At 53.8% G+C, this 26,489-nt stretch carries 24 protein-coding genes; 14 read left to right on the plus strand and 10 right to left on the minus strand.

The window, feature by feature from the left end; genetic code table 11:
* Positions 1 to 85: 85 nt before the first annotated feature.
* The gene (gene cdd / locus B051_RS0105850; protein ID WP_018477249.1) at positions 86 to 571 is read right to left on the minus strand and encodes a cytidine deaminase; all 486 of its coding nucleotides are present in this window, start codon (positions 569 to 571) and stop codon (positions 86 to 88) included.
* Between the two features lie 126 nt (positions 572 to 697).
* Between cdd and B051_RS0105855 the strand changes: the two genes are divergently transcribed.
* Positions 698 to 2,077 (plus strand): saccharopine dehydrogenase family protein, encoded by a 1,380-nt coding sequence (locus B051_RS0105855; RefSeq protein ID WP_018477250.1) that lies wholly within the window; start codon positions 698 to 700, stop codon positions 2,075 to 2,077.
* Here B051_RS0105855 and B051_RS0105860 read toward each other — a convergent pair.
* The 5 genes from B051_RS0105860 to aroQ all read right to left on the minus strand — a co-directional run bounded on the left by B051_RS0105860 (position 2,062) and on the right by aroQ (position 5,708).
* Positions 2,062 to 2,775, minus strand: coding sequence for a tRNA1(Val) (adenine(37)-N6)-methyltransferase (locus B051_RS0105860; protein ID WP_018477251.1), 714 nt, complete (start codon positions 2,773 to 2,775; stop codon positions 2,062 to 2,064). The two genes, B051_RS0105855 and B051_RS0105860, sit on opposite strands and share 16 nt — an antisense overlap.
* Before the next feature lie 93 nt (positions 2,776 to 2,868).
* On the minus strand, positions 2,869 to 3,333 hold the full coding sequence (gene rnhA, locus B051_RS0105865) for a ribonuclease HI (protein WP_018477252.1): 465 nt from the start codon (positions 3,331 to 3,333) through the stop codon (positions 2,869 to 2,871).
* Between the two features lie 98 nt (positions 3,334 to 3,431).
* A complete protein-coding gene (locus B051_RS0105870) occupies positions 3,432 to 3,998 on the minus strand; it encodes a MarC family protein (protein ID WP_018477253.1) in 567 nt (188 codons plus the stop codon).
* Between the two features lie 114 nt (positions 3,999 to 4,112).
* Complete coding sequence (locus B051_RS0105875) at positions 4,113 to 5,174, minus strand: aminotransferase class V-fold PLP-dependent enzyme (RefSeq protein WP_018477254.1); 1,062 nt, start codon at positions 5,172 to 5,174, stop codon at positions 4,113 to 4,115.
* An 81-nt stretch (positions 5,175 to 5,255) separates the two neighbouring features.
* Complete coding sequence (gene aroQ, locus B051_RS0105880; protein WP_018477255.1) at positions 5,256 to 5,708, minus strand: type II 3-dehydroquinate dehydratase; 453 nt, start codon at positions 5,706 to 5,708, stop codon at positions 5,256 to 5,258.
* A 271-nt stretch (positions 5,709 to 5,979) separates the two neighbouring features.
* Here aroQ and xerD point away from each other — a divergent pair, with 271 nt between their 5' ends.
* The 9 genes from xerD (at position 5,980) to B051_RS0105920 (ending at position 17,157) form a co-directional block, all read left to right on the plus strand.
* Positions 5,980 to 6,879: a site-specific tyrosine recombinase XerD gene (xerD, locus tag B051_RS0105885; RefSeq protein WP_018477256.1), complete on the plus strand. Its 900-nt coding sequence runs from the start codon at positions 5,980 to 5,982 to the stop codon at positions 6,877 to 6,879.
* Positions 6,880 to 7,208: 329 nt separating this feature from the next.
* On the plus strand, positions 7,209 to 8,870 hold the full coding sequence (locus tag B051_RS0105890) for a beta-N-acetylhexosaminidase (RefSeq protein ID WP_018477257.1): 1,662 nt from the start codon (positions 7,209 to 7,211) through the stop codon (positions 8,868 to 8,870).
* Positions 8,871 to 8,988: 118 nt separating this feature from the next.
* The gene (locus tag B051_RS0105895) at positions 8,989 to 9,963 is read left to right on the plus strand and encodes a YjgN family protein (protein ID WP_018477258.1); all 975 of its coding nucleotides are present in this window, start codon (positions 8,989 to 8,991) and stop codon (positions 9,961 to 9,963) included.
* Positions 9,964 to 9,969: 6 nt separating this feature from the next.
* Positions 9,970 to 11,040: a M48 family metallopeptidase gene (locus B051_RS0105900; protein WP_083919420.1), complete on the plus strand. Its 1,071-nt coding sequence runs from the start codon at positions 9,970 to 9,972 to the stop codon at positions 11,038 to 11,040.
* Positions 11,041 to 11,083: 43 nt separating this feature from the next.
* A complete protein-coding gene (locus B051_RS21930; RefSeq protein WP_018477260.1) occupies positions 11,084 to 11,617 on the plus strand; it encodes a TlpA family protein disulfide reductase in 534 nt (177 codons plus the stop codon).
* 151 nt (positions 11,618 to 11,768) lie between these two features.
* Positions 11,769 to 12,800 (plus strand): quinone-dependent dihydroorotate dehydrogenase, encoded by a 1,032-nt coding sequence (locus B051_RS0105910; protein WP_018477261.1) that lies wholly within the window; start codon positions 11,769 to 11,771, stop codon positions 12,798 to 12,800.
* Positions 12,801 to 13,173: 373 nt separating this feature from the next.
* A complete protein-coding gene (locus tag B051_RS22390; RefSeq protein ID WP_157578529.1) occupies positions 13,174 to 13,452 on the plus strand; it encodes a hypothetical protein in 279 nt (92 codons plus the stop codon).
* Positions 13,453 to 13,846: 394 nt separating this feature from the next.
* The gene (locus B051_RS0105915; protein WP_018477262.1) at positions 13,847 to 16,486 is read left to right on the plus strand and encodes an FtsK/SpoIIIE family DNA translocase; all 2,640 of its coding nucleotides are present in this window, start codon (positions 13,847 to 13,849) and stop codon (positions 16,484 to 16,486) included.
* 26 nt (positions 16,487 to 16,512) lie between these two features.
* Positions 16,513 to 17,157 carry a LolA family protein gene (locus tag B051_RS0105920; RefSeq protein ID WP_018477263.1) on the plus strand — a complete coding sequence of 215 codons (645 nt, stop codon included), beginning with the start codon at positions 16,513 to 16,515 and terminating at the stop codon, positions 17,155 to 17,157.
* A gap of 76 nt (positions 17,158 to 17,233) precedes the next feature.
* On the opposite strand, the gene B051_RS0105925 is transcribed toward B051_RS0105920, so the two are convergent.
* Both B051_RS0105925 and B051_RS0105930 read right to left on the minus strand, forming a co-directional pair.
* Positions 17,234 to 17,746, minus strand: a complete 513-nt coding sequence (locus tag B051_RS0105925; protein WP_018477264.1) for a hypothetical protein — start codon at positions 17,744 to 17,746, stop codon at positions 17,234 to 17,236.
* A gap of 34 nt (positions 17,747 to 17,780) precedes the next feature.
* Positions 17,781 to 18,182 carry a hypothetical protein gene (locus B051_RS0105930; protein ID WP_018477265.1) on the minus strand — a complete coding sequence of 134 codons (402 nt, stop codon included), beginning with the start codon at positions 18,180 to 18,182 and terminating at the stop codon, positions 17,781 to 17,783.
* 183 nt (positions 18,183 to 18,365) lie between these two features.
* Here B051_RS0105930 and pyrF point away from each other — a divergent pair, with 183 nt between their 5' ends.
* Both pyrF and B051_RS0105945 read left to right on the plus strand, forming a co-directional pair.
* Positions 18,366 to 19,196 carry an orotidine-5'-phosphate decarboxylase gene (pyrF, locus tag B051_RS0105935; protein ID WP_018477266.1) on the plus strand — a complete coding sequence of 277 codons (831 nt, stop codon included), beginning with the start codon at positions 18,366 to 18,368 and terminating at the stop codon, positions 19,194 to 19,196.
* Between the two features lie 961 nt (positions 19,197 to 20,157).
* Complete coding sequence (locus B051_RS0105945; protein ID WP_018477268.1) at positions 20,158 to 20,541, plus strand: hypothetical protein; 384 nt, start codon at positions 20,158 to 20,160, stop codon at positions 20,539 to 20,541.
* Between the two features lie 110 nt (positions 20,542 to 20,651).
* Here B051_RS0105945 and B051_RS0105950 read toward each other — a convergent pair whose 3' ends face one another.
* Both B051_RS0105950 and B051_RS0105955 read right to left on the minus strand, forming a co-directional pair.
* Entirely contained in the window at positions 20,652 to 21,752 is a 1,101-nt protein-coding gene (locus B051_RS0105950) for an FUSC family protein (protein ID WP_018477269.1), read from the minus strand.
* 101 nt (positions 21,753 to 21,853) lie between these two features.
* Entirely contained in the window at positions 21,854 to 23,497 is a 1,644-nt protein-coding gene (locus tag B051_RS0105955) for an ABC-F family ATP-binding cassette domain-containing protein (protein ID WP_018477270.1), read from the minus strand.
* A 334-nt stretch (positions 23,498 to 23,831) separates the two neighbouring features.
* Between B051_RS0105955 and B051_RS0105960 the strand changes: the two genes are divergently transcribed.
* Both B051_RS0105960 and B051_RS0105965 read left to right on the plus strand, forming a co-directional pair.
* Complete coding sequence (locus B051_RS0105960) at positions 23,832 to 25,121, plus strand: DUF2851 family protein (RefSeq protein WP_018477271.1); 1,290 nt, start codon at positions 23,832 to 23,834, stop codon at positions 25,119 to 25,121.
* Positions 25,118 to 26,461: a hypothetical protein gene (locus B051_RS0105965; protein WP_018477272.1), complete on the plus strand. Its 1,344-nt coding sequence runs from the start codon at positions 25,118 to 25,120 to the stop codon at positions 26,459 to 26,461. The genes B051_RS0105960 and B051_RS0105965 overlap by 4 nt, the downstream gene beginning before the upstream one ends.
* The last annotated feature ends 28 nt before the right edge of the window (positions 26,462 to 26,489 follow it).

Below are 26,489 nucleotides of genomic sequence, written 5' to 3' on the forward strand. Positions count from 1 at the left end.
AACCAGCCTCTTTTCTATGAACAAACGACATAACGGTGTTACGAAACCAAGGAGCCTGCCTTTCAAATTCTCAACTCCCAAACTCCTACAGATGGTCTTTTGTGAACTGGAAGGGCAGTAGGTCGCCTACGCTGCGGCATCGGTAGAACTTGCCTTCCGGGCCCTGCAGCAGCACCGGAATAGGCTCCTGCTGCTTGTGCTCGTACTCGGCCATTACTTGTCGGCAGGCGCCGCAGGGCATGGCTGGCAAAAAGTGCTGCTCGCTCCGGCGGCGTGCCGTCACGGCAATCAACTTTATTTTCTTGTTGGGGTGGTAGGCGCTCATCGCGAAAAGGGCGGTTCTCTCGGCACAGAGACCAGACGGGTAAGCCGCGTTCTCTTGGTTGCTACCTTTGAATAGAGTGCCATCTTCCAGCACCAGCGCCGAGCCCACCAAAAAGTTGGAATAAGGGGCATACGCGTCGTTGGCGGCTTGCTGAGCCAACTCCATCGCCTGGCGCTCCTGTTCACTCAACTCGTCCATCGAGTCCAATACATCGATGCAGATATTTATATTCAGCTCACTTGCCATCTAGGACCTTATAGGTATAAAAATTAGAAAAGGGCTATAAATTTAACGTAATATTCTGATAAATCAATGTGAGAGGTTTGCCTTGCGGTAGGTAATTGGTAAATTCAGGCAAAACCACACGACGCTATGAAAAGGATTCTGCTGCTTGGGGCCGGTCGCTCCGCCTCCGCCCTGATACACTACCTGCTGCAACACGCCCCTGCCGAGGACTGGCAACTCACCATAGGCGACATCACGGTAGACCACCTGCAGGAGCAGCTGGCTCCGCTGGACTTTGCCAATGCCATCCAATTTGACGTGCACAACGAGACGCAACGTGCAGCAGAGGTAGGTCAGGCCGACCTGGTGATTTCGCTTTTGCCGGCCATTTTCCACATAGAGGTGGCACGGGAATGCCTGAAACAAGAGAAGCACCTGATTACGGCCTCCTATGTGACGCCAGAGTTCAGGGAACTGCATGAGGAGGCGAAGCAGAAGAATCTGACCATCCTGATGGAATCGGGACTTGATCCAGGTATAGACCACATGTCGGCCATGGCGGTGATACAGCGCGTGCAGGGTATGGGCGGCAAAATCACGTCTTTCAAGTCCTATACCGGCGGACTGGTGGCGCCGGAGTCGGACAACAACCCCTGGAATTACAAGTTCAGCTGGAACCCACGCAACGTGGTGCTGGCAGGACAGGGGACGGCCAAGTACATCCAAAACGGCGAGTACAAGTACATCCCTTATCACCAGCTGTTCCGCCGCACCGATATGCTATACGTGGAGGGCTACGGCCATTTCGACGGCTACGCCAACCGAGACTCCCTCTCATACCGCGAGCCATACGGCCTGCACGACATCCCGACGATGCTGCGCGGCACCCTGCGTCGTATTGGCTACTGCGCCGCCTGGGATGTGTTCGTGCAACTCGGCCTCACCGACGACAGCTATACCTTGGAGGGCGTAGGGAACATGACCAACCGCAGCTTCATAGAGGCTTTTGTACCACCGGCGGTCTCACCCAGCGAAACGCTGCAGCAGCGCCTGTGCCGCTACCTGTCTGTGTCTGCCGAGGGCGAGGTGCTGCAGAAACTGGAGTGGCTGGGCTTGTTCGAAGAGACACCTATTGGCTTGCAGGCCGCCACACCTGCCCAGGTGCTGGAGAAGATACTCGTGGGCAAGTGGAAACTGGAGCCCAGCGACAAAGACATGATTGTGATGCAACACCTCTTCGAGTACGAACTGAACGGCGAGCAGCACGAACTCACCTCTTCCCTGGTGGTGTTGGGCGACGATGTCGTGCAAACCGCCATGGCCAAAACCGTAGGCTTGCCGGTGGCTATATTGGCCAAACTCCTGCTACAGGGCAAGATAGAGAGACGTGGCGTGATTATCCCAATACACCTGGAGCTGTACGAGCCTGTGCTGGAGGAACTGAAAGCTTACGGAATAGACTTTGTGGAGCAGGAACGGGTGAAACCCGCCGTGGGAGAGGCAGGTATGGCTCAGAGATTCAGGTAGTACGCCTGGAGCAAGGCTGTGAAGCCGTCGGTATAGGTCGTGCCATCCTCCTTCCGAATGTCTAGTGTGCGGACAGCGGCCGCCGCAGGCGCAAAGGTATAGGTCTGGATGTGGCGGATGCACTTGCCGCCGGTGCGCGTGTATACCTCCAGCGTCTCGGCCAGGTATAGCCGGTGCGCCTGGGCCAGCTCCGCGAAATGCCCTGCCTCAGCCTGCGGCAGGAGCAGGTATAGCTTTCCCTCTGGTGTCAGGTGGTTTTGCGCAAAGGACAGGATATCCTCAAATAGCAAATCTCCTGTATGCTTGGCTGTGTTTTTGGCGGCGTTATCCGACTTCAGTGATGCCAGGAAAAAAGGAGGGTTCGAGAGGATGACATCATATTGCTGGGTGCATACCTGCGCGAATCCCTGCAGCGGCATGGGGTGTAGCTGCAACCTTTCATCCCATGGGCTTTCAGCGAAATTTTGAGTTGCCTGTACCTGCGCCTCCGGGTTTATTTCTACTGCTTCCACCAGCGCCTCAGACCGCTGCGCCGCCATCAGGGCCAGCAGGCCGGTACCCGTGCCAATATCCAGAATCCGCTTTGCCTGTCCCACCTCTACATAGCCCCCAAACACGCAGGAATCCGTGCAGACCTTCATAGCGCATAGGTCCTGGTTCACCCGGAACTGCTTGAATTGGAAGTAGGTGTTGGGCATTTCTTATAATTACGAATTACGAATGGGCTGTGATTACGAATAGCCGCTCTAGCGTAGTACTTTCATTGATAATTCATAACTCAGCATTCAGCGTTATTTCGAGTTATACAGCCCCGACTCAAACCCCTCGTCAATCAGCAGATTAGGGGAGAGGGCGCTGGCCACGGCCAATTCATCGCAGCGTTCATTCTCTGGGTGGCCAGCGTGGCCGCGAATCCAGACGAACCGCACACTGTGCTTGGAGTATACCCGCAGGAAGCGGGCCCATAAATCACCGTTGGCCTTGCCGGCGAAGCCTTTCTTTTGCCACCCGAAAACCCAGCGCTTCTCCACAGCGTCCACCACATACTTAGAATCGGAGTACACGGTCACAGGTATACCTGGTTTGGTGATGGCCTCCAAGCCTACAATCACGGCCAGCAGCTCCATGCGGTTGTTGGTGGTTTTGCGGTAGCCTGCAGTCAGTTCCTTCTCGTGGTTTTTCCAGCGCAGAATCGTGCCATACCCTCCCGGACCCGGATTACCTCGCGAGGCACCGTCTGTAAAAAGCTCTATCATCAGTTACTTTTGAATGTAAGAATGAGTGAATGACTGAGAATCTTGAATCTATGGAGACAGCACGGATGAAGTCATCTCAGTTAATTACTCAATCAGAATTATAAAGGCAGGTTTGTTTTGAACAGCTTGATGGCAATGGCTAGCAGAATGACCCCAAACACCTTACGCAGCACATTGGCTCCCGCTTTGCCCAGCTTGCGCTCCAACCAGGGCGAAGCCTTTAAAACGATGTAGACGAAAATGAGGTTGAGGATGATGCCGATGAGCACGTTGGGCAGCGAGTAAGCGGCCCGCAACGAGAGCAGTGTGGTCATGGTGCCGGCCCCGACAATCAGTGGGAAAGCAAGCGGCACGATGGAGCCGCTCTTCACCTCCGGGTCAGAATGGAAAAGGTCTTTGCCCAATATCATCTCCAGGCCAATCAGAAAGATGATGAAGGCGCCGGCCATGGCAAAAGACTGGAAATCAATACCAAACAGCTTCAGGATACCATCCCCTACAAACAGGAACACAATCATCAAGATGCCTGAGATGATGGTGGCCTTCTCCGACTCAATCTTGCCTTCGCGCTTGCGGAGGTCCAGGATGATGGGTATGGAACCGAGGATATCGATAACCGCAAACAGGGTAAGCGTAACCGAGGCGATTTCCGTGAGGCTGAACATCTTTTAAATTGTTTGACTGTTGACTGTTAAATTGTTGGAATCGAAAGCGATAGGGTATAGGTAACCGGCAAATCGCTAAGCGAAATCTTTCAACAAGCCGCAAAGGTAGGATTCTTAGGCGTAATAATGCAGGAAAAACCGCTTGAGCTCTTCGTACTCCTCGTTGCCGATGGCCGGGAAATTGGCAATCCGGAAGGTGTTGCGCTGCCAGGGGCCGTAGCCGTTGCCCAACCGAATGTTGTGGTGCAGGGCGCGCTTCTTGATATCCTCCACCAGGCGTTCGTTCGCCTCCAGCGCCAGCACGGTCTTGGAGCGCACCTCCTCGTTCTCAACCAGCAGCTTGAACTCCGTGAACTGCCCAAAAAACTCATACAGCTCGTTGGCCCGGTCCGTCAGGTCTATGTCAATCTGCTTGATGAAAGAGCGGTCCTCGAGCATGCGCTTGAGCAGGTAGATGTTCAGGACGTTGGGTGTATGCGTGGTCTGGTAGTTGAGCATCTTCTCATACATAAACACCAGGCTGTTGTAGTGGTTGCGCTCGTTCATCTGCTTGGCCCTGAAAATGGCCCGAGGCGAGCACACCAGCACCGCCAGCCCCGGCGGCAGCCCGAAGCACTTCTGCACCGAGGCAAACCAGATATCGGCCTTGATGTACTTGAGGTTGAGCCCGGCCATGGAGGAGGTGGCGTCCACGGCGGTGAGCGTGTCGCGGTAGCGGTTGTGCAGGTTGAGTATGGTCGTGGCTGATACCTGCGTGCCGTTGGATGTCTCGTTCTGGGTGAAGCAAATCAATTCGGTGTCGGTGCTGACGTCGAGCTGGTCCACCGGCATGGGTTCGTTTATATCAAAGCGCAACCCCTCTGCCTCCGAGCGCAGCTTTTTGGCATACTCGTACCATTTCTCCCCAAACGAGCCGTTGTAGATGTGGAAGCTCTTCTTTTTGGTGAGGCTCTGGATGAGGATTTCCCAGCACTCCGTAGCGGAGGAGGTGAAAAAGATGTAGTAGTCCTGCGGAATGTTGAGCCGTCGCTTGAGCGAGCCCACCACCGTGCGGGAAAGCTGCACAAACTGCTCTCCCCTGTGCGGAGCCCCCAGTATACCCTCCTCGTACGCATCTGTGAGATAGGTGCGCACCTCCGGGTATAGCTTGGATGGTCCTGGATAGAAATTCAACATGGAGGGTAATATAGAGAAAGTATAGTATCGCTACTATATAAAGTGCCAAATATTTAGTGAACGTAAACTACCGTTGCGGTATTACTTTTTGGAGCCGAAACCTATCTGCTTCGGTTTCATGCGCTCAAAGTACTGCAGTGCCAGGCGGTAGCTCTCCAGCCCGAATCCGGTGATAACGCCTTTGCAGAAAGGCGCGAACATGCTCTTGTGCCGGAAGGCGTCGCGGGCGTACACGTTGGAGATGTGCACCTCCACCACTGGCGCCTCTATCGCCTTGATGGCGTCTGAGATAGCCACCGAGGTATGGGTATAGGCGCCCCCGTTGAGCACAATGCCTTTGTAGCTGAAACCGACCTCGTGCAGCTTGTCGATAAGAGTGCCCTCCGAGTTGGACTGGAAATAGACCAGCTCCATGGCTGGGAATGCCTCCTTGAGTTCCTCGAAGTAGGACTCGAAGGACTCGGTGCCATAGACGGACTTTTCTCGGACGCCCAGCAGGTTGAGGTTCGGGCCATTCAGAATCAGTATTTTCATCGTGCGTGTGTGTTGCGTTTTCAGCTAAAATCAGAGGCTGCAATTTAAGGATTAACTATCTTTGCTCTGTTTTTTGACAAAAGAAAGTTTTGTAAGGTATAACAGTGCACGATTGTCATCCCCCTGCCCCCTTCAAAGGGGGATTTTCCTCAATTATGTAGTCACATTTTTAAAGTGTACGCATGTTGGGTGTCCCCCTTTGAAGGGGGCAGGGGGATGATGGGCATTCCTTACGAACCTTCCTCCAAAATCAATAGTCTTCTACCAGCCTATGAAGTGGCCCATCTGCATCACCCAATTCGAACAGTACCTGCGCCTGGAGAAGTCGCTTTCCGGCAACTCCGTGGAGGCCTACCTGCGCGATATCCGGAAACTCACCGATTTCCTGGACATCCGGGGCATGCAGGTGCAGCCCGAGCAGATGACACCGCCGGTGCTGCGCGAGTTCCTCGAGTGGATTGCCGAACTGGGCATGACGCCGCACTCGCAGGCACGCACGCTGTCCGGTATACGCGCCTTCTACAAGTTCCTCATCATGGAGGACATGCTCACCGCCGACCCTACCGAGACCATTGAGGCCCCCAAGCTGAGCCGCAAACTGCCCGACACGCTGCACTTCCATGAAATAGAGCAACTGCTGGCCGCCATTGACCTCTCCACGCCAGAGGGCACACGCAACCGCGCCATGCTCGAGACACTGTATAGCTCCGGCCTGCGTGTGTCCGAGCTGCTGGACCTCAAACTGAGCAACCTCTACGAAGACATGGGCTTTCTGAAAGTGGCCGGTAAAGGCGACAAGGAGCGGCTGGTGCCGATTGGGCGCGATGCACTCAAGCACATCCAGCTGTACCGCGACGGCGTGCGCTGCCACCTCACCATCAAAAAAGGGCATGAAGACTATGTGTTCCTGAACCGGCGGGGCGCCAAACTGACGCGGGTCATGGTGTTCACCATCATCAAAGACCTGGCCGCCAAAGCAGGTATACAGAAAACGGTGAGTCCCCATACCTTCCGCCACTCCTTCGCCACGCACCTGATAGAAGGCGGCGCTGACCTGCGTGCCGTGCAGGAGATGCTAGGCCACGAGTCCATCACCACCACCGAAATCTATACCCACCTCGACCGCGATTACCTGAAACAGGTCATAAAGGATTACCACCCAAGAAGCTGATTTGAGTTGAGGAGTTCGGGAATTAGAAAGTTAGAAAGGTGTAAGGTATAGCGCGGGCGTACTTGCATTTGATTGATGCCCTTGCTCGCGTTTCGCAGGTGTAAAGTTGGCTTGTCACCGAATTGGGAAATCCAATAAAACGAAGTCAATCAGAGAGGGCATAGAAGGTTGAACTTTCTGAAGCTGTCAGCGCCTGCCCAATGCCCTTGCGTGTGGGGCAGTAGTAGCACATGCATACTAGCAGTACTTAAACCACGTTGCATTCTAAGCCGTTATCTAACCAGACTATACCCAAACCTCTACATCCCGCTTAACCCATAAACCGACAAATGAAACTGACCCATTGCCGCTCTCTTATTCTGGCTGTTTTGCTCCTGGCTATACCTGTGCTCGCCACGGCTCAGTCCGTTGACGATATCACGCCTATACCTGCCGAGGTGAAGAAGGCGCGCCGGGGCCATGTCACCATCGACGGGGATGCCCAGATTGTGTTCGACAAGCAGTTCGCTAACCAGGCGGCATACCTGAAAGAGATGCTGGTCGGGCAGACTGGACTGAAGCTGAAATCGCAGGAAAGCAGCCAGACCATCAGCAAAGCGCCTCACAACATCCGACTGCTTTACGACGCCAAGGCCATCGACCGGGACGAGATGTATACCTTGGTCGTGGCGGGCAAAGACGTGACCATTCGGGCTAAGGACACCGGCGGCATGGTGTACGGCATCCAGACGCTGCTGCAGCTGTTTCCGCTCAAGCCGGTGCAGGAGGTGAAGGTTCCGGATGTGGAAATCAGAGATTATCCGCGTTTTGCCTACCGGGGCATGCACCTGGATGTGGTGCGGCACATGTTCCCACTGGATTTCATCAAGAAGTACATCGATTACCTGGCCTTCCACAAGATGAACACATTCCACTGGCACCTCACCGATGACCAGGGCTGGCGCATCGAAATTGAGTCCTACCCGAAGCTGAACTCCATCGGTTCATGGCGCGACTCCACCCTCATTGGCCACTTCAAGGCGGCACCGGCCCGATATGACACCACCCGCTACGGGGGCTTCTATACCAAAGACGAGGTGCGCGAGGTAATCCGATACGCTGCTATGCGCGGCATCAACATCATCCCTGAGATTGACATACCCGGCCACAGCCGCGCCACCATTGCGGCCTACTCCGAACTCAGCACCCGACCCGACTCCACTTGGAGCGTGGCCACCACCTGGGGCATGTACAACCGCCACAACAACGTGCTGCAGCCAAACCCGGCCACATTCAAGTTTTTGAAGACAGTCTTCCAGGAAGTGGCGGAGCTGTTCCCGTCGGAGTACTTTCACCTGGGCGGCGACGAAACCAGCAAACTGTGGTGGAAGGCCGACCCGGTATCTCAAAAGTTTATCAAAGACCATAACCTGAAAGACGAGAAAGGCCTGCAGACCTATTTCGTGGAGCAAGTGGCTGGCTACCTGGCCGAGAAAGGCAAGAAAGTGATTGGCTGGCACGAGATTCTGGAAGGCGACCTGAGCACCTCTACGCTCATCATGAACTGGGGCGGCGAGAAGGAAGGTATAGCCGCCGCCAAACGTGGCCACCAGGTGATCATGTCGCCGGGCAGGCCGCTGTACTTCGACCACTACCAATCCAAAGACCCCAACGACAGCCTGGCTATACACGGCTACAATCCTCTGGATGCGGTATACAACTTCGAGCCGGTGCCGGACACGCTGCGCAAACTGAACTTGGACCATTACATCATCGGGGCGCAGGGCAACCTCTGGACCGAGTACATCGGCAGCACGGCCAAGGTGGAGTACATGGTTTTCCCGCGTATGACGGCGCTGAGTGAGGTGCTATGGTCGCCGCGCGAGAAAAGGGATTTTGCTGACTTCAAGAGAAGGCTGAAAACCGCCATTATACCCCGCTATACCTTCTGGAAGGCCCATTACTTCCCCAATTATGAGCAGTGGACGGCGGAGAAAGAGGCATTGAAATAAAAAGCGAATCGGTGAGCATAAATATCAGCTTATTGCTATATTTAGAGACAAAATAACACAGGCTGCGTAAAGCGCGCGGTCTGTGTTATGCTTTTCTAAACCCACCGTTCACTTTTTTATGACAACAACTTTACAGAAAACAGAGAAACAAACCACCGTTTTCTCTTTCACCGGCAAAGGCTCGGAGCTCTTCGCCATCGAAATCGTCAACTTTGCGCTGACCCTGGTCACGCTGGGGCTGTACTACCCTTGGGCGAAAGCCAAAACGCTGCAGTACCTGTACCGCAAGACCGAGATGGCCGGCACGCCCTTCGTCTTCCACGGCACAGGAAAAGAGATGTTCATCGGCTTCATCAAAGGCATTGGGGTGATGGTGCTGCTCTATACCTTCCTGTTTCTGGCAGGTATGGCAGATGCAGTCTTTGTCCAGGTGCTCTTCTTCTTCATCTTCCTGGTGGGCTTCCTGGTGCTGGTGCCGGTCGCATTGCATGGCATGATGAAGTACCGCACCTCCCGCACCTCCTGGCGCGGCATCCACATGGGCTACCGCGGCGAGCTGTCTGATATGGTATCCAAGTACCTGATGGGTTTCATTCTGTCGGTTGTCACCCTGGGCATCTACGGTCCCTGGTTTGTGGTGAGCCTCCGCAAAGAGATGCTGGACAACGTGCGCTTTGGCAACGTGCGCCTGCGCTATGTAGGCGAGGGGTCTGATTTGCTGCTGCTACACGTCAAAGGTTACTTTCTGTCTATCTTTACGCTGGGCATTTACCTGTTCTGGTACATGAAAGACCTGCTGAATTTCTACATCAACAACATTGTGGTGGTGCAGGAAGACGGCACCTACAGCCGCCTGCAGTGCCACGTGACTGGCTGGGATTACCTGAAACTGGCCGTAGGCAACCTGTTCATCGTGGTGTTCACGCTGGGCTTGGCTATTCCGTGGGCGACTACGCGCACCATGTCGCTGCTGCTGCACAAAACGGTGATGAGCGGCCATTTCGATGCCGATGCCCTGGTGCAGACCGAGGAGGCCTACGACTCGGCCACATATGAGAGCATGACCGATATGATGGATATCGGGGTGATATAACAAACCATGATGTTCGAGGGGAAATACTACAACGGCCATACCTCCAAGGGTATACCTGCGCACATCACGCTGGAGCCAGATGGCATCCTGATTGCGCACGATACAGGAGAGGAGCAGGGCACCGTGTTCTGGCAGTTGGAGAACATTCACCAGTCGGAGTTCAACGATGCCATCACCCTGCTGCGCTATGGTCATTTCCCCCAGCAGAGTATTTCGGTCGTAGACAAGCGGTTTCAGGAGGCGCTGCAGCGGCAGTACCGTGGGGCGACGTTCCTGAAATCGAACTACAAGGCGGTGCTGAACCTGGGCTGCACCGGTCTGGCCCTATTGGGTACTCTGATGCTCAGCCTGTTTGTGGCCTTTGGGATATGGGGCGTACCCGCGCTGGCCGACAGGGCGGCGCTGTTCTTCCCGAGGGATTACGAGCGGCAGCTGGGCGAACAGCTTTACCAGCAGATGCTGCAAGGATATGAGATGGACGCGGAGAAATCAGCCGCGCTTAAGGATTACCTGGAGGAGCTGGATACCCAGTTGGACTACCCCATAACCGTTGCCGTGGTGACGGATGATGAGGTAAACGCCTTCGCCATACCTGGTGGCTTTGTGGTGGTGCATGCAGGTATACTGGATAAAATGGAGCGGCATGAGGAGCTGGCGGCACTGATGGGGCACGAACTGGCGCACGTCCGGAATCGGCACTCGCTGCGAGCTATCACCCGTAGCCTGTCCTATTATATGCTGGCCTCGCTGCTGTTTGGTGATGTGAGCGGGGTGGCCGCCGTGATTGTAGACAATGCCTCTGCGCTACGAAACCTGGAATACAGCCGCAGTCTAGAGCAGGAGGCCGATGAGGAAGGACTGGCGCTGCTGCGCCAAAACCAGTTGAACCCACAAGGTATGGTCTGGCTGCTGGAGCGGCTGCAAAGCGGCGACAGTTCCGAAATGCTGGCCTTCCTGAGTACACACCCCAACACAGACGAGCGCATCCAAACCATAGAACAGAAAATAGGGGAGGGGCAGCAGGTGCATCAACCCAACCCGCAACTGGAGCAACTCTGGCAACAATTGAAAAATTAGGCATTGCAACCGCTTTGCAACAAGAGGAGCAACGAGATTCATCATGAAAAAACTTTTTATCCTTTTCGCCATACTTCTGGCCTTTGCAGCCCAGGCGCAACAGCAATCGGCTAGTAAGTATATTGGAACTCCGGCTATACCTTTTGCCGCTCAGGACCTGCAGGGCGCTAGGCATACATTAGAAGTACTGCGCGGGAAAGTAGTGGTGCTGAACCTGTGGGCTACCTTCTGTAAACCCTGTATTTTGGAGATGCCAGCGTTGAACCTGCTCAAGCAGGATTATGCAGGAAAGGACTTGGTTTTTCTTTCCATGACCCCGGAGGATAAGTTCACCGTAAAGCGATTCCTGAAGAAACAGGCCTTTGATTTCGTGGTGTTGCCTGACAATGCGCGGTACATGGTCAACTTCGGTAGCACTATACCTCAGACCATACTGATTGACAAAGCAGGTATAGTGCGGGACGTGCAAGTAGGGACGCTGCCTGTTGAGATAAAGCAAAATGCGCAGGGAGAAACGGAGTATGTGTTCCAGCGCGAGGGGATACAGGCGAAAATAGATGCCCTGCTGGCAGAATAGAAAGACCCTCTCAGGATATTGAATAGCTAGCGAAACTTTAGGTCGCGCAGTGTTCAGCTCCTGCATCCGAAGCAAATCACAATTATCAAGCGTTGTATGGTTTCGCTTTCTATCTTTGCCGGCAGCAAACACCTAACCAAAGCCCGCTGCCGTGTACAAGAGCCTGATTCGCCCGCTTCTCTTCAAACTGGACCCCGAGAAAGTACATTACCTCACCACCGATGCCCTCCGTACCGCCTTCGGACTTCCCTTTGCCAAGGGTCTCAGCAGGAGTATGTTCCAGGTGCAGGACAAGCGGCTGGAACGGGAGTTGTTCGGGCTGAAGTTTCCCAATCCGGTTGGGCTGGCCGCAGGTTTTGACAAAGACGCCAAACTGGTAGACGAGCTAGCTGAGTTGGGTTTCGGCTTCATCGAAATAGGTACGCTGACGCCTAAGCCGCAGGAGGGCAACCCCAAACCGCGCCTCTTCCGTCTGCCCGAAGACCAGGCCATCATCAACCGGATGGGCTTCAACAATGAGGGCGTTGAGGCGGCTGTGAAACGGTTGCGCGAGCGTAAGAGCAACATCATCGTGGGCGGCAACATCGGCAAAAACAAGGTGACCCCCAACGAGGAGGCGCTGAACGATTACCTCTACTGCTTCAAAGCACTCTACGACGTGGTGGATTACTTTGTGGTGAACGTAAGCTCGCCCAACACCCCCGATTTGCGCGCGCTGCAGGAAAAGGAGCCGCTACAGCAACTGCTCATGGCACTGCAGGAGCAGAACAACCGTATGGCCAAGCCCAAGCCGCTGCTGCTCAAAATAGCCCCAGACCTGAACGAGGCTCAATTAAATGATATTATCGAGATTGCCATAGCAGCGAACTTAAGTGGCATTATTGCCACAAACACCACCATCAGTCGCGAAGGGCTCCATACCCCTGGCTCACGGGTAACAGAAATAGGAGCGGGCGGCCTCAGTGGCAAACCGCTCACACAACATTCCACCGAAGTCATCCGCTATTTGCGTCAGCACCTGCCGCACCACATCAAAATCATAGGCGTGGGTGGCATCATGACGGCCGAAGACGCAGCCGAGAAGCTCGCAGCCGGCGCCGACCTGGTGCAGCTGTATACCGGCTTCATCTACGAAGGCCCTGCTTTGGTTGCTGATATCAACAGGAGGCTACTGGAGAAGTAGACTCTCAAGGAAGCTCGTGACGGCTATCGCTGGGCCTCTGACCTTTGTAGCTGTTGGCTTTGCTGTTTGTTCGCTGAGTTGCTTTGTAGCTTCGCCTGTGCGGCGGGCACCTACTTTTTTTCTTGGCAAAAAAAGTAGGCAAAAAAGCCAAGACGCTCCAAACTCGCTGACCGCTCGAACAGTGGAGCGCCAATGGGTTCACCTGGCCGATGCCGCTGGCCTGTATCTGCTGTTGTAAGTTTGTCTTGCTATACCTGCCAAATTGTGTGCTACAGCGCCTATACCTTAGAAAAAGCTATGGCAGAAAATCCCCCTTCGAAGGGGGCAAGGGGATGTAATCGTTCCAGATTCTTTCACGAGAGGGGCAGGGGTGGTGGAACCAGGCTACCTATCCCATACCCATACCTATCTATACCTATACCTATACCTATACCTCGCCTGCTATACCTGCTCACGCTCCAGTCATTCCTTCTCCTACTGTCATTCCGACGAAAGGAGGAATCTGTTAACCTACCCACCGCCGGTTCGAGCGCAGCGGGAACTGGCGGTGAAGCCTGCTGGCCTATTTGCTCCTGTCGCTTTCCTCCACTTCCTCCCTTTCTCGTCCTCAGAAAAGCCGCATCTGCGCTGGCGCTGGATTGGAGGCCAGTAGGGCGTGAGATTCCTCCTTTCATTGGAATGACAACATTGCCTGTCAAGATTCGTGCAGAGGATTCTCCTCCTCGGAGAGGCAGGGGCAGGTTGGTTAGTAGCAGGAGATAGAAGTGAAACAGCACCTACAGTAAATAAACCTGACAAATGGCAGTAGCAGAGCACCCTCCTAGAGGCAGGGGCTTGGAAGAAGACAAGAGTGGCAGGGGTGGTTGGACCCGGGGCAGAATCTAGAGCATATATCCATTTCGGCCCACTTTTCCCCAACACCTCAGCTCTTAAACTCCCTAACTCCCCAACTCTCCTCTTTTAGAACATTTCCTGAAAAGGCTTTAGAATTGCTGAGCGGTATGTGCCGAAAAAATGTAAATTTGGAATTCTAATCAGTCGAGGGAATGGCAAAGAACACTTACAGAAACGATGCGGTGAGCACGGGGAGGGCGAAGAATGAGGTACGTGGCCGTAACGAACCACGCGGTAGCAGCGCACCCCCTGCCGAAAAGACTAAACCGAAGAAACAAAAGAAACCTTTCAAGCTGCCGTCGTTCCGGCTGCGCCTGAAGCTGCCTGCTTTCCTGACAGACAGGCGCTTCAAGCTGTTCATTGGCTTCTCCTCCATGCTGATTTCCTTTTTCCTGATTATAGCCTTCGTATCCTACCTCTTCACAGGGGCGGCCGATCAAAGCGTGGTGGAGTCGGTGGAAGGTACCGGCCTGAAAGAGTCGGGACAGGAGGCGGAGAACTGGCTCGGGTTGTTTGGCGCCTGGGTATCGCATTTCTTTATATTCAACTTGTTAGGTTTAGGCGCCTTCTTCCTGGTGCCTATATTCTTCTTTGCCGGTAGTCGCATCGTGTTCCGCTGGAAATCGGTCTCCATGTCCTACGTGCTGGGCTTGTGCACCTTCTCCATGCTGTGGCTGAGCCTGACGCTGGGTTACATCGTGCTGTCTACCAACACGGTGGAGTCGCTGGGTTTCCTGGGGGGAGGCATCGGCATTGAGACGGCCATCTGGCTCAGCAGCCTCATTGGCTGGGGCAGTGGCCTGTTGCTGGGCTTTCTGCTGCTCGTCTTCCTGGTGTTCTTCTTCAACATCACCAGCATCAACTGGAGTAGGTCAACCGCTGACGAGGAGGACGAAGACGTGGCCATCGACAGAGGCAACGCGTCCTCGCTGCGCGATGTCGTGCATGGTTCTACCCGTCATAACATCAATCACACAGCCGACCCAACCGCCTCACTAGATGCCGAGGGAGAAGAGGAACTGTACGATGAGGAAGACGATGAGCTATACCTGGAGGATGAGGAAGAAGAGGCCATCAACCGAGCCCTGGAGATGGAACTGAGCTCCCTGAAGCCAGAGCCTCGCAAACCTGCCGCGCCGGCCGCCCCTGCGCTGGAACTGGACATCGAGGATGAGCTGGAAGAGGATTTGGCCGAGGACGAATTCGACACCGTGGAAGGCGACGATGAGCTGGACCTGCAAGTGGAGCGAACGCCGGAAGAAGAGGCCGCTGATGTGCTGGCCACTGAAAACTACGACCCTACGCTGGATTTGGCCCGCTACCAATACCCGACCATTGACCTGCTAAACGACTACGGCGCTACCAAAGTGTCGGTGACCAAAGAGGAGCTCGAAGCCAACAAAGACAAGATTGTAGCCACGCTCGGCCACTATAACATAGGTATAGCTAGCATCAAAGCCACCATCGGCCCGACGGTAACGCTCTATGAGATTGTGCCGGATGCGGGGGTGCGCATCTCCAAAATCAAGAACCTGGAAGATGACATCGCCCTGAGCCTGGCTGCCTTGGGTATACGCATTATCGCTCCTATACCTGGTAAGGGCACGATAGGTATAGAAGTGCCGAACACCAAAAAGGAAATGGTGTCCATCAAGTCTATCCTGTCGACAGAGAAGTTCATGAAGAGCGAGATGGACCTGCCGATTGCCTTCGGTAAGACCATCACCAACGAGGTGTTCATCACCGACCTGGCCAAAATGCCGCACTTGCTCATGGCGGGTGCCACGGGCCAGGGTAAGTCCGTTGGCCTCAACGCCATTCTGACTTCTTTGCTGTACAAGCGCCACCCGTCGCAGCTCAAGTTCGTGCTCGTGGACCCGAAAAAGGTGGAACTCTCGCTGTTCAACAAAATAGAACGCCACTTCCTGGCCAAGCTGCCTGATAGCGAAGAGGCCATTATCACGGATACCAAGAAGGTGGTGAACACGCTCAACTCGCTCTGTATGGAGATGGATATGCGGTACGACCTCTTGAAGGACGCCGGTTGCCGTAACCTGAAAGAGTACAACCGTAAGTTTGTGGAGCGCCGCCTCAACCCGAAAAAAGGGCACAAGTTTATGCCTTACATCGTGCTGGTGATTGACGAGTTGGCTGACTTGATGATGACAGCCGGCAAAGAGGTGGAAACCCCGATTGCCCGACTGGCGCAGCTGGCCCGTGCCATTGGCATACACTTAGTAGTAGCCACGCAGCGTCCGTCGGTAAACGTGATTACGGGTATCATCAAAGCGAACTTCCCGGCACGTATCTCCTTCAAGGTTACCTCCAAGATTGACTCACGCACGATTCTGGATGCCGGCGGTGCCGACCAGTTGATTGGCCAGGGCGATATGCTCTTCTCCATCGGTTCGGATATGATTCGTATTCAGTGCGCCTTCGTGGATACGCCGGAAGTGGACCGCATCTGCGACTTCATTGGCGAGCAGCAGGGCTACAGCGACGCCTATCTGTTGCCGGAGTTTGTGGGCGACGAGAGTGGCAACGAAAAAGCCGACTTCGACCCGAGTTCCAAAGACCCGATGTTCGAGGAGGCCGCCCGCATCATTGTGCAGCACCAGCAGGGAAGCACCTCGCTGCTGCAGCGCCGCCTCAAGCTGGGCTACAACCGCGCCGGCCGCCTGATTGACCAATTAGAAGCCGCAGGTATAGTGGGTCCGTTTGAGGGAAGTAAGGCCCGCGAGGTTTTAATTCCGGATGAGTATAGTTTGGAACAGTTATTGAATACGTTGTAGAAATAAGAAGAAAAGACACCTATAATATGAAAAGAGTATTCTCTCTCCTGCTGGCCCTGATGCTATTTGTTAACCTGGCGCAAGCGCAGCAGGACCCTAAGGCAGGCAAGATACTGGACCAGATGAGCCAGAAGTACAGAAGCATGAAGGCCTTTAAAGCCACTTTTGCACAGACACTCGAGAACCCATCTGCCAAGGTAAAGGAAACCATGGAAGGTGATATCATGGTGAGCGGCCCCAAGTACAGGCTGGCGGTGAGCGGCCAGGAGGTCATCAGCGATGGCAAGCTCATGTGGACATACCTGAAGGATGTGAACGAAGTGACCATCACAGAGACCGATGCTGAGGCGGAGGCGATGGCGCCGAGCAAGATTTTCGATATGTACAAGAAAGGCTACAAGTATGCCTACGCCGGTACCGAGAAACAGGGTGCTGAGGTGATGGACGTGATTGAACTGGCGCCGGAAGACCGCAACAACCCTATTTTCAAGGTGCGCCTCTACATCAGCCAGAAAGACAAGACACTCAAGAGCTGGCAGATGTTCCGCAACAACGGCAACCGCTATACCTACACCATCAAGAATTTCCAGGCAAACCCCACGCTGGCTACTGATGCCTTCAGCTTCAACAAAGCCAAGTACAAAGGCGTGCAGGTAGTGGACCTAAGATAACCCAACTATTTATGATACATGAAAAGAGCTGCTCCGTGTGGGGCAGCTCTTTTTTGTTCAGGCGTATTTGCTTTTTTTAATGCGTAGCGAAGTCCAGGCGCAGGTTCAATTGACTTACTTCTTTTGATTTGACCTCCACCGGGTTTATACCTCCATGCCCATCTGAGCCATTGGCGTAAAGTTTCCCCTGCTCCTGTATCAGCACCGAGTAAGTGCCCGGCGCAAGGCGGACCTCATAGAAACCGGTGGCATCGCTCTCTACTGTTGCCAACGGAGCAGTGGCCAAGGTATAGTACACAAAATCCTCCCGGCTGCTGGCCTGTTGTATGGTCGTGTAAGGGTATACCATGATTTTGCGCTTCACCGGGTACTCCTTGCACTTAGTATAATCAATGATAGGCATGCAGTTGCCTTCTGTCAAAGTCAGGGTGCCGGAGATGCCCTGGTCAACAGTGACCTTATTGCTGTTCTGCTCATACAGCCTGCCGGTGTTGTTTACCCAGTTTTCCGGGGCAGCGGGCTCCTCGTCTTTGCTGCAACCCATGAAAGACAGTGCGGAGAGGGCGAGCAGGATAGGCAGTTTTTTCATAGAAGTATGGTATAGTGTATGGTTTTGCTCCGGTTTAGCGTGGGTTGCCTACCTCTATGGTTCTGGTGATATACCCTTCCGAAGGCGTGGACTTGAAGCGCAGGGTATAGGTGCCCGAGTCAGTTGGCCGGAAGGTATAGGTGACTTTGCGGGTGGGCAGGTCGTCGGTGCAGGTTTCTCCTTTGTATACCGCCATCACCTGTATCTCCTGCTCCTTGCCAGCAGCGTTTACAGCAAAAGAGCCGAACTGGCCGCAGCCGTTGTTGACGGTGAAATACACGTCTACCGGCACGGTAGCGCCTGCCTGGGCTGTTGCAGGGGCATCTACCCGTGTAACCGGCACCGGGTGCTCCTGCAGCGTGGGTATGGGCTCCTCTTTGGAGCAGCTGAAGGCGGAGAGCAGAAACAGGGCGAAAATGCAGAGTGTTCGGACCATAGGAGCGGTGGAGTTGAAATGATTAGCTAATATAACGATTCCATTTGAAGGAGAAAGGTTGCAAGGCCTGTGGCCGATTTATCTGGACAGCGCCATTTTAGGCCAACGCAGGTATAAAAACTTTTGCGCCTGCCCGTAAAAACGTAGCTTTGCTATACCTGAACCTTAGCTCCTATACCTGTTATGACCAGAGAAAAGCTGTTTGAGCAAATCCTCCAGAAGAAGTCCTATCTGTGCATTGGCCTGGACACCGACCCCAAGCGCCTGCCGCAGCACCTGCTGGACAACGAAGACCCTGTGTTCGAGTTCAACCGCCAGATTATAGAGGCCACCGCCGACCTCTGCGTGGCCTACAAGCCGAACATCGCCTTTTATGAGGCGCAGGGGCCGAAAGGGTGGGTAAGCCTGGAGAAGACGCTTCAGCACATTCCGCAGGAGATATTCACGATAGCCGACGCCAAGCGCGGCGACATCGGCAATACCTCGGAGCTTTACGCCCGAGCCTTCTTCGAGACCATGGACTTCAACGCCGTGACAGTGGCTCCCTACATGGGTTCTGATTCGGTGAAGCCTTTCCTGGTGCAGCCTGGCCGCTGGGTAATCCTGCTGGCGCTGACGTCCAACCCCGGCAGCCAGGATTTCCAGATGCTCCGGTTATCGGATGGCAGCGAAGAGTACCTGTTTGAGCAGGTGCTGCGCGAGAGCGCCAACTGGGCCAGCACCGGTCAGATGATGTACGTAGTGGGGGCTACGCAAGCCGAGCACATTGAGCGCGTGCGGGCCATCGTGCCGAACCACTTCCTGCTGGTGCCTGGCGTGGGCGCACAGGGCGGCAGCCTGGAAGAGATTTCGCGGCTGGGCCTGAATCAGCAGTGCGGCCTGCTGGTCAACTCTTCCCGTGCCATCATCTACGCCTCCGCTGGCCGCGACTTCGCTGACCGTGCCAGAGAAGCAGCCCAGGAGGTGCAACGCGAAATGGAGCAGTACCTGGAGCAGTATGTAACGCATTTGTAACACAGTGCAGCAGGTGTTGCTGCTTTCTTCAATACACAACCGCCATACCTGTGCCTTATAGCAGGGGTATGGCGGTTTTTTTGTTGGAGGGAGTATTGAAATGGTGCAATAGGTGGCAAAGTCGCACATCGGATGTTTCAGAGGTTTTCTCGCCTTTTTTTTCTTAATGCTCTGATTTTTAATCGGTCATGTAGCCTTTTGCAGAAGGTTACCCGTGTGTATCCATCCGTGTATACTCGTGTTATTACGCGCTTATATACGGCTATTTAGTTGGTTTTAAAGCTGTCTTAAATAGTGTGGTGCATTAGAAAAAGGCAAAATAGCAGGGCTATGTAGAAGTTCTAATCAGCATAAGGGCCCATTGTGCGTCCTACTGGGTTGCCTCTTTCATGGTGTTTTATTTAAGACTCAAGAAGTATCGTCTATAATCGGTATATTGTATATATTGAATTAATAATCAACATGCGGCTAACGAGGTCTGAATAGCTGAATATAATCACTCTATCTAAATTTAGACTTAGAAATAAGCCTACGTACATAGTGCAGATAAACGTCATAGTGACGTGTATACAGTAGTTGGTGGTAATAGTGAACTATGAAAAGTAAGGGGAAAGCCATCACAGTGTAATTTAGTGTAAGAACAATAATGAAATTTAAATGCCTGTAATACTCTTAGCAGCTGGCTTATTATCGATAATTATTGGAATTTTAATCTTCAGGGATATTCAAAAAGATAATAAGCGTGGGTATGAAGACAAGTATGGTGGCAACATCAAAATGTACTTTGCTTCTTTCGGATTTTGCTTGATAGGTATAGTTGTGATAATTAGAACTATACTTGATTTGATTTAAAGATAAAAAAACAACTTCCACCAACAAGGTTCATAGTTTAGTTTCGGCTACGCCTCCCCACACTATGCACGAGTAACGTTAGCAGTAAGGCGCTAGTATCAAACTAACAATGAATAAAAAGTTTAAAATCATATTAGTAACCCTAAGCCTAATAGTAGTAGGAATGGCTTTATTCATTGCAATCGGACTTTATGGAATGGAGATTGAAGACAGATATGGTGACAACCAAGACATTTTTTATAGGTCTCGACAAGGGGACATTGTTGTCAATCATCAAACAAAGGAATTGGGGGAGATAAAGAAAACTTGGACCAGATTTTATGTAGTAAACAAACTAGATACAATCGACACGAATGACTGGTGGGACGATAAGAATATTGAGATTTATAAAGTAACCGACTCAGAACCTCTAGATAAGAGTTATAACTATTCTGAATTCGAAAAACTGAAAGAAGAAGGAAAATTAGAGCTTAAAAAGAAACTGAGGCAATGAAAAGAATCCCTACTGCTAACCACACCCATAAGCCAGCTGCGCCGCCTTATGGCCAAGTCCGTTACAAACCAGACAAAAGCAGCAAAGCGAAGCCATGGGCAGCGCCTGTACTAGGCAGAGCGGCCGGGTTGCCTCCTCAGGATGGCTACCTTTGTCTTCCGGATTTGCCGCACCGCTTGGTGGCGCAGCTTCTGGTGGTACAGGAACACCCCGCCCACAGCCCCAATCAGGCTCCCCAGCACAATGTCGGTAAAGCGGGATGATATGAGCGTGTTCGGGTCAGCGGCCATAGCGCTGCCAGCTTCGGCTAGCAGAATGGTCATGGGCGTAATGAAAATCACCGCCAGGCCATAATGCCGCACAATGAGCATCTCAATGATGAACTGCAGCACAATAATGCCGATGCAGATGGCCAGGGGCGTGGGGAAAAACGGGAGCAGCAGCCAGGCGAGCCCCAGCCCCAGGAAAGTGCCCAGAATACGCTGAAAGCTCCGCTGCCACACGTGCCGGATGCTCACCCCCTGCATCACGGCCAGGCAGGAAATAGGTATCCAGTAGGGGTTGCTCAGTTGCAGCAGGTGCCCCGTGAGCAGGGAAGCGCCCATAAACACCCCCACCACCACTGACTCCACCAGGTTGGAAGATGCACTCTTTTTCACCACCAGCAGTTCCGTGGCAGGCTTCTGTTTCCGGAACAGGAGCAGACTGTAAAAGAAGGCCAGCACGCAAGCCAGCATAGTACCTATACCTATCAGCCCGATGCGGGTAGGGATGCTCTCCAGCTCAAAAGGAGTGGCGCTGGCAATGGAGGCAATCATGATGAAAAAGAAGCTACCCGGTGGCCTCATGGCAAAGAAATTCACCACCCAGTGCACACCCAGCGCAAACAGACCCAGGGCCAGCGAAGACACAAAAGGATTGAAGCTGAAGCCAATGCCAATGGCATAGGACACCATAAAGCCGAAGGAGGAGGCGATGAGCGTCAGCATGCGGTGTGCCAGCGTGGCGTTGGAGGGCAGGTATAGTATCACCAGGCCGCCCATACAGCCCAATATACCGTAGTCGAGCCGGTTGATGGCATACCCGGCCAGCAGGGGCAAACCCACGCACAAAGAAGCCAGCACCGGTACATGCCAGAGCCGCTCCGTCTTTTTCAGCTCAAACAAAGACTTGAGCTCCGCGCTTATGACTTGCCTGATAGTGGGGTTCATGTAACGGTCTTACTCTTCTGTTAAAGCAAGGTTTTGTATAGTTGTTCTGTCCTGGGTAGGTATGGCTGGAATGAATAAGGCCCCTGTTGCGGGGCCTTATTTTATTTCGCTACGGTACGTTCAATTTCACGCAGGTTCTCCATTTTCTTGTTTCGCAGGAAGCCGTTGATGTCTTCGAAGTGCTCGCGTATGCGCTTGTTGCCGAACTCAAACACCTTGTCAGCGAGTCCGTCCAGAAAGTCGCGGTCGTGCGATACGAGTATCAGGGTGCCATCAAAAGCCCGGAGCGCGTCCTTCAGGATGTCCTTGGTCTTGATGTCGAGGTGGTTGGTCGGTTCGTCCAGGATGAGCAGGTTCACAGGCTGCAGCAGGAGTTTAATCATGGCCAGTCGGGTCTTCTCACCGCCTGACAGCACCTTCACCTTCTTCTCGATGGTGTCACCGCTGAACATGAAAGCACCCAGCAGGTCTTTCACGCGCGTACGCACATCGCCAATGGCGATTTCATCAATGGTCTGGAACACAGTCAGGTTCTCGTCGAGGAGGGAGGCCTGGTTCTGGGCGAAGTAGCCAATCATGCAGTTGTGGCCCAGTTGCAGGTTTCCTTCGAAGTCAATCTCGTTCATAATGGCCTTCACCAGCGTGGACTTACCCTCGCCGTTCTTGCCCACAAAAGCAACTTTCTCACCCCGGTTGATGGTCATGGAAGCGTCTTTGAACACGGTATAGTCGCCATACTTCTTGGTCAGGCCATCCACAATCACCGGGTAGTTGCCGGAGCGGGGCGCTGGCGGGAACTTGATGTTCAGTGCCGAGGTATCCACCTCGTCCACCTCCACAATTTCCATCTTCTCGAGCATCTTCACTCGCGACTGCACCTGCAGGGTTTTGGAGTAAGTGCCCTTGAAGCGGTCGATGAAAGTCTGGATGTCGTCTATCTCTTTTTGCTGGTCGTCGAACTGCTTCTGCTGCTGCTCGCGGCGCTCTTTGCGCAGCTGCAGGTATTGGCTGTAGGTTACTTTGTAGTCGTAGATGCGGCCCATGGTCACCTCAATGGTGCGGTTGGTGATGTTGTCCACGAAGGTCTTGTCGTGCGAAATCACAATCACGGCCTTGGCGTTGTTCACAAGGAAATCTTCGAGCCATTGGATGGACTCAATGTCCAGGTGGTTGGTCGGTTCGTCGAGCAGGATGAGGTCGGGCTTCTGGAGCAGGATTTTGGCCAACTCGATGCGCATGCGCCAGCCACCGCTGAACTCGTTGGTAGAGCGCGTAAAGTCCTCGCGGGAGAAGCCCAGCCCTTTGAGCGTTACCTCTACCTCCGCATCAAAGTTGATTTCCTCGATGGAGTAGTATTTCTCGCCCAACTCCGATACCTGCTCAATGATTTTGTAATACTCATCGGAGTCGTAGTCGGTGCGGGTCTCCAATTCTGCGTTCAGCGCATCCATCTGCTTCTTCATGTCCAGCACCTTGGCGAATGCCTTGGAGGCCTCCTCAAACACGGTGCAGTTGTCTTCGGTGAGCAGGTGCTGCGGCAGGTAGGCAATGACCGCGTCCTTCGGAGCCGACACCTTGCCCCGGGTGGGCTTGCTTGCCCCCGCTATTATCTTGAGCAGGGTGGATTTGCCCGCGCCGTTTTTCCCCATGAGGGCGATGCGGTCATTTTCGTTGATGTTGAAGGACACATTGCTGAAAAGAGCCGCCCCGTTGAACTCCACGCTTACCGCGTCAACTGAAATCATAATCGTTTAATTTTAAGGCTGCAAAGATAGTGTATTTTCCTGTTCCTACTCCTTTTTGCTATCGAAAGCAGGTATAGCAGCGGTTCCTTTCTCAAAGCGTGGGCAACAGGAAAAGATTCCATGGCAGGTATAGATTTTGGGTACCCCCGCATTACAAGTGTTCGACAGGTTCTGTCATTCCGACGAAAGGAGGAATCTGTTACACACATTATCCAGATTGACTTGTATAAGATTTCTCCCGCTGGTCGGAATGACAAGAAGGAAATGCATTTCACTACACGGCACCCCTGCACCATCCTCCTTCGTAAACATTCCCATTGCAAAACCACCGCCCATGAAAGAGGATTTTCTGCACTACATCTGGCAGCACCAGTACTTCGACAAGGCCGATTTGCGGACGGTGGAAGGGAAGCCTGTGCAGGTGCTGCGGGTGGGGGTATACAACACCGATGCCGGCCCGGACTTCAAGGAGGCGCTGCTGAAGGTGGGAGAGGTGGAGTGGTCGGGGAGTGTGGAGATACACCTGCGGGCATCCGACTGGCGGCGGCACCAGCACCAGCTCGACTTCAAGTACAACCAGGTGCTGCTGCATGTGGTGTGGGAAGCCGACGCGCAGGTATACCGCACTGATGGCAGTCTCATCCCTACGGTGGAATTGAAAAACCGGGTCAACCCAGCGCTGCTGCATACCTACGAACAGCTGCGGCGCGCACCTTTTGCTATACCCTGTGCCGGCTTCTGGCCGCTGGTTCCCGACATCACCAAGACCATGATGCTGGGCCGCGCCCTCACCGAACGGCTGGAGCAGAAAGGGGGGGAGGTGCTGCAGGTATACCGCCAGTTGGGCACCGACTGGGAAGCTACGGCTTACCAACTCTTGTGCAGGGGCTTTGGCTTTAAGATAAACCAGGAACCGTTTGAGCGGCTGGCCCGGGCGTTGCCGGTGCAGGTGGTTCGCAAACATCAGACGAACCAGTTTCAGCTGGAGGCGCTGCTGTTCGGGCAAGCAGGTTTTCTGGCGGAGCCGGTGGATGATTACAGTACCTCGCTGGCCAGGGAGCATGCCTACCTAAGTAAGAAGTACCAGTTACAGGAGCAGGCCATGCAACGCCACCACTGGAATTTCCTGCGCATGCGCCCGGCCAACTTCCCGACGGTACGGCTAGCGCAACTGGCTGCTTTGCTCGTCAGTCAGAGAAGTCTGTTCTCCACCATAATGCATACCAAAGATGCCAAAGCCTATGAGGCAGTGTGGCAGGCCCCGGTGTCGGCTTATTGGCAAAAACATTATACCTTTGGAGCAGAGTCGAAGGCGGTGCAGGTGCAGTTGGGCAAGTCGAGCGCGCAGAACCTGACTGTCAACGTGGCGGTGCCCCTGCTGGCGGCTTATGCCCGCCATACCCAGGAGCTCACTTACCTGGATAAGGCGGTGGAACTTCTGGAAAAGCTGAAGGAAGCCTCCAATCGCGTTACGCGGCAGTATGAGGAGCTAGGCTGGAAAGCCGCCTCGGCCGCCGATAACCAGGCCGCTCTGGGGCTCTACCAACGCTACTGCCAGCCAGTGAACTGCCTGCGCTGCGCTATCGGCAACAAAATCATGAAGCAAAACACACCCACTGCGTGAGTATACTGATAATCAGCCTGAACCTGCTGGTGCTGGCCGGGCTGGCCTGGTGGCTCTGGAAACAAGACTGGGAAATTCGGCTACGGCCATACCTCATTCCGGCGCTTCTGCTCAAGCTGGGCTGTGGGCTTCTGTTCGGGGTAGTAAGTTTATACGTGCTGCAGAAGGGCGATACCTTTCTATACCTCGGGCGGGCACAGCTGATGCTCGAGGTCGCTTCGGAACAAGGTATAGACACTTACCTGCGTTACCTTCTCTTGAACGACGCCTCCGGCACCCAACTGGAAGGCCTGCAGCGGCCCATTTATGAGAGCGCCTGGAACATGTCCAAGCTGTTCAGCATCCCTATGGTGCTTACGCAGGGCAATTACTTTGTCAGCTCGCTATACCTGTCACTGTTCAGCTTCGCGGGGCTGTGGTTCCTGGTGAATGCCTTATCCCGCTATTTTCCCACAACGGCTATACCTGCGCTCATCGCTTTTCTGTTGTTTCCATCGGTGCTGTACTGGTCATCGGGCGTAGCGAAGGAGAGCTTCATCATGGGTGGCACGGGGCTGCTGCTGGGCAGCTTTCTGCACCTGCTCTATGTTGGTGATTGGAAAAGGCAGCTGCTTTACCTGGTGTTGTTTGTGGTAGGGGTATATGTGGTCTGGCTGGTGAAGTATTTCGTGGCCGTAGCGCTGATTCTGATGCTGGTGCTGGCCCTGCTGCTCAAGGCGATTTTCTACACCGAGAAGCTGCGCCACATCCACCCGGCTGTTAAAGCGATTGTCTTGATGCTCTTGTTTTCAGGCGTGGCCTATGTTGGCTTGCAGCTCAACCCCAACCTGTACCCGGAGGCGCTGCCGGAAGCCATCTACAAGAACCACCAGCTGAGCCTGCGGGCCACGCAGGACAAGCCCCGGATAGATTTCCCTTTTCTGGAGCCCACCTACCTGAGTTTCGCTTTGCATTCCCAGCTCGCTTTCGCTGGTTTTCTCTTCCGGCCGTTCCTGTGGGAGGTATACAACCTGCGCTCCTTCCTGGCGGCTTTGGAAAACACGCTGCTGCTGGTGCTCGTCTTCGCCTTCCTGCGCGATTTGTTTCAGGAGAGCCGCTGGAACAGAACGCACGGCTACCTGCTGTTGGCCGTGTTGGTATACGTATTCGTGATGGGCGTGCTGCTGGCATACAGCATGCCGAACCTCGGTACGCTGAGCCGATACCGCGTGGTGGTGCTGCCCTTTGTGGTATACCTGCTGCTGCTGTGCGACACGAGCTATACCTTCCTCCGTTCCATCATGCCGAAGGGTATGCAGGAGGAGGACGAACTCCCCGTTCAGCAAGAAAGGGTGCGCTAACAGGCAGAGCGCCTTTACCAACAAAAAC

Origin of the sequence: Pontibacter roseus DSM 17521 (assembly GCF_000373265.1) — a bacterium.
Taxonomy (GTDB): Bacteria; Bacteroidota; Bacteroidia; order Cytophagales; family Hymenobacteraceae; genus Pontibacter; species Pontibacter roseus.

Bases quoted from the DNA above. Each gene is read 5' to 3' on its own strand.
- cdd (WP_018477249.1), bottom strand. From the start codon at position 571: ATGGCAAGTGAGCTGAATATAAATATCTGCATCGATGTATTGGACTCG.
- B051_RS0105855 (WP_018477250.1), top strand. From the start codon at position 698: ATGAAAAGGATTCTGCTGCTTGGGGCCGGTCGCTCCGCCTCCGCCCTG.
- B051_RS0105860 (WP_018477251.1), bottom strand. From the start codon at position 2,775: ATGCCCAACACCTACTTCCAATTCAAGCAGTTCCGGGTGAACCAGGAC.
- rnhA (WP_018477252.1), bottom strand. From the start codon at position 3,333: ATGATAGAGCTTTTTACAGACGGTGCCTCGCGAGGTAATCCGGGTCCG.
- B051_RS0105870 (WP_018477253.1), bottom strand. From the start codon at position 3,998: ATGTTCAGCCTCACGGAAATCGCCTCGGTTACGCTTACCCTGTTTGCG.
- B051_RS0105875 (WP_018477254.1), bottom strand. From the start codon at position 5,174: ATGTTGAATTTCTATCCAGGACCATCCAAGCTATACCCGGAGGTGCGC.
- aroQ (WP_018477255.1), bottom strand. From the start codon at position 5,708: ATGAAAATACTGATTCTGAATGGCCCGAACCTCAACCTGCTGGGCGTC.
- xerD (WP_018477256.1), top strand. From the start codon at position 5,980: ATGAAGTGGCCCATCTGCATCACCCAATTCGAACAGTACCTGCGCCTG.
- B051_RS0105890 (WP_018477257.1), top strand. From the start codon at position 7,209: ATGAAACTGACCCATTGCCGCTCTCTTATTCTGGCTGTTTTGCTCCTG.
- B051_RS0105895 (WP_018477258.1), top strand. From the start codon at position 8,989: ATGACAACAACTTTACAGAAAACAGAGAAACAAACCACCGTTTTCTCT.
- B051_RS0105900 (WP_083919420.1), top strand. From the start codon at position 9,970: ATGATGTTCGAGGGGAAATACTACAACGGCCATACCTCCAAGGGTATA.
- B051_RS21930 (WP_018477260.1), top strand. From the start codon at position 11,084: ATGAAAAAACTTTTTATCCTTTTCGCCATACTTCTGGCCTTTGCAGCC.
- B051_RS0105915 (WP_018477262.1), top strand. From the start codon at position 13,847: ATGGCAAAGAACACTTACAGAAACGATGCGGTGAGCACGGGGAGGGCG.
- B051_RS0105920 (WP_018477263.1), top strand. From the start codon at position 16,513: ATGAAAAGAGTATTCTCTCTCCTGCTGGCCCTGATGCTATTTGTTAAC.
- B051_RS0105925 (WP_018477264.1), bottom strand. From the start codon at position 17,746: ATGAAAAAACTGCCTATCCTGCTCGCCCTCTCCGCACTGTCTTTCATG.
- B051_RS0105930 (WP_018477265.1), bottom strand. From the start codon at position 18,182: ATGGTCCGAACACTCTGCATTTTCGCCCTGTTTCTGCTCTCCGCCTTC.
- pyrF (WP_018477266.1), top strand. From the start codon at position 18,366: ATGACCAGAGAAAAGCTGTTTGAGCAAATCCTCCAGAAGAAGTCCTAT.
- B051_RS0105945 (WP_018477268.1), top strand. From the start codon at position 20,158: ATGAATAAAAAGTTTAAAATCATATTAGTAACCCTAAGCCTAATAGTA.
- B051_RS0105950 (WP_018477269.1), bottom strand. From the start codon at position 21,752: ATGAACCCCACTATCAGGCAAGTCATAAGCGCGGAGCTCAAGTCTTTG.
- B051_RS0105955 (WP_018477270.1), bottom strand. From the start codon at position 23,497: ATGATTTCAGTTGACGCGGTAAGCGTGGAGTTCAACGGGGCGGCTCTT.
- B051_RS0105960 (WP_018477271.1), top strand. From the start codon at position 23,832: ATGAAAGAGGATTTTCTGCACTACATCTGGCAGCACCAGTACTTCGAC.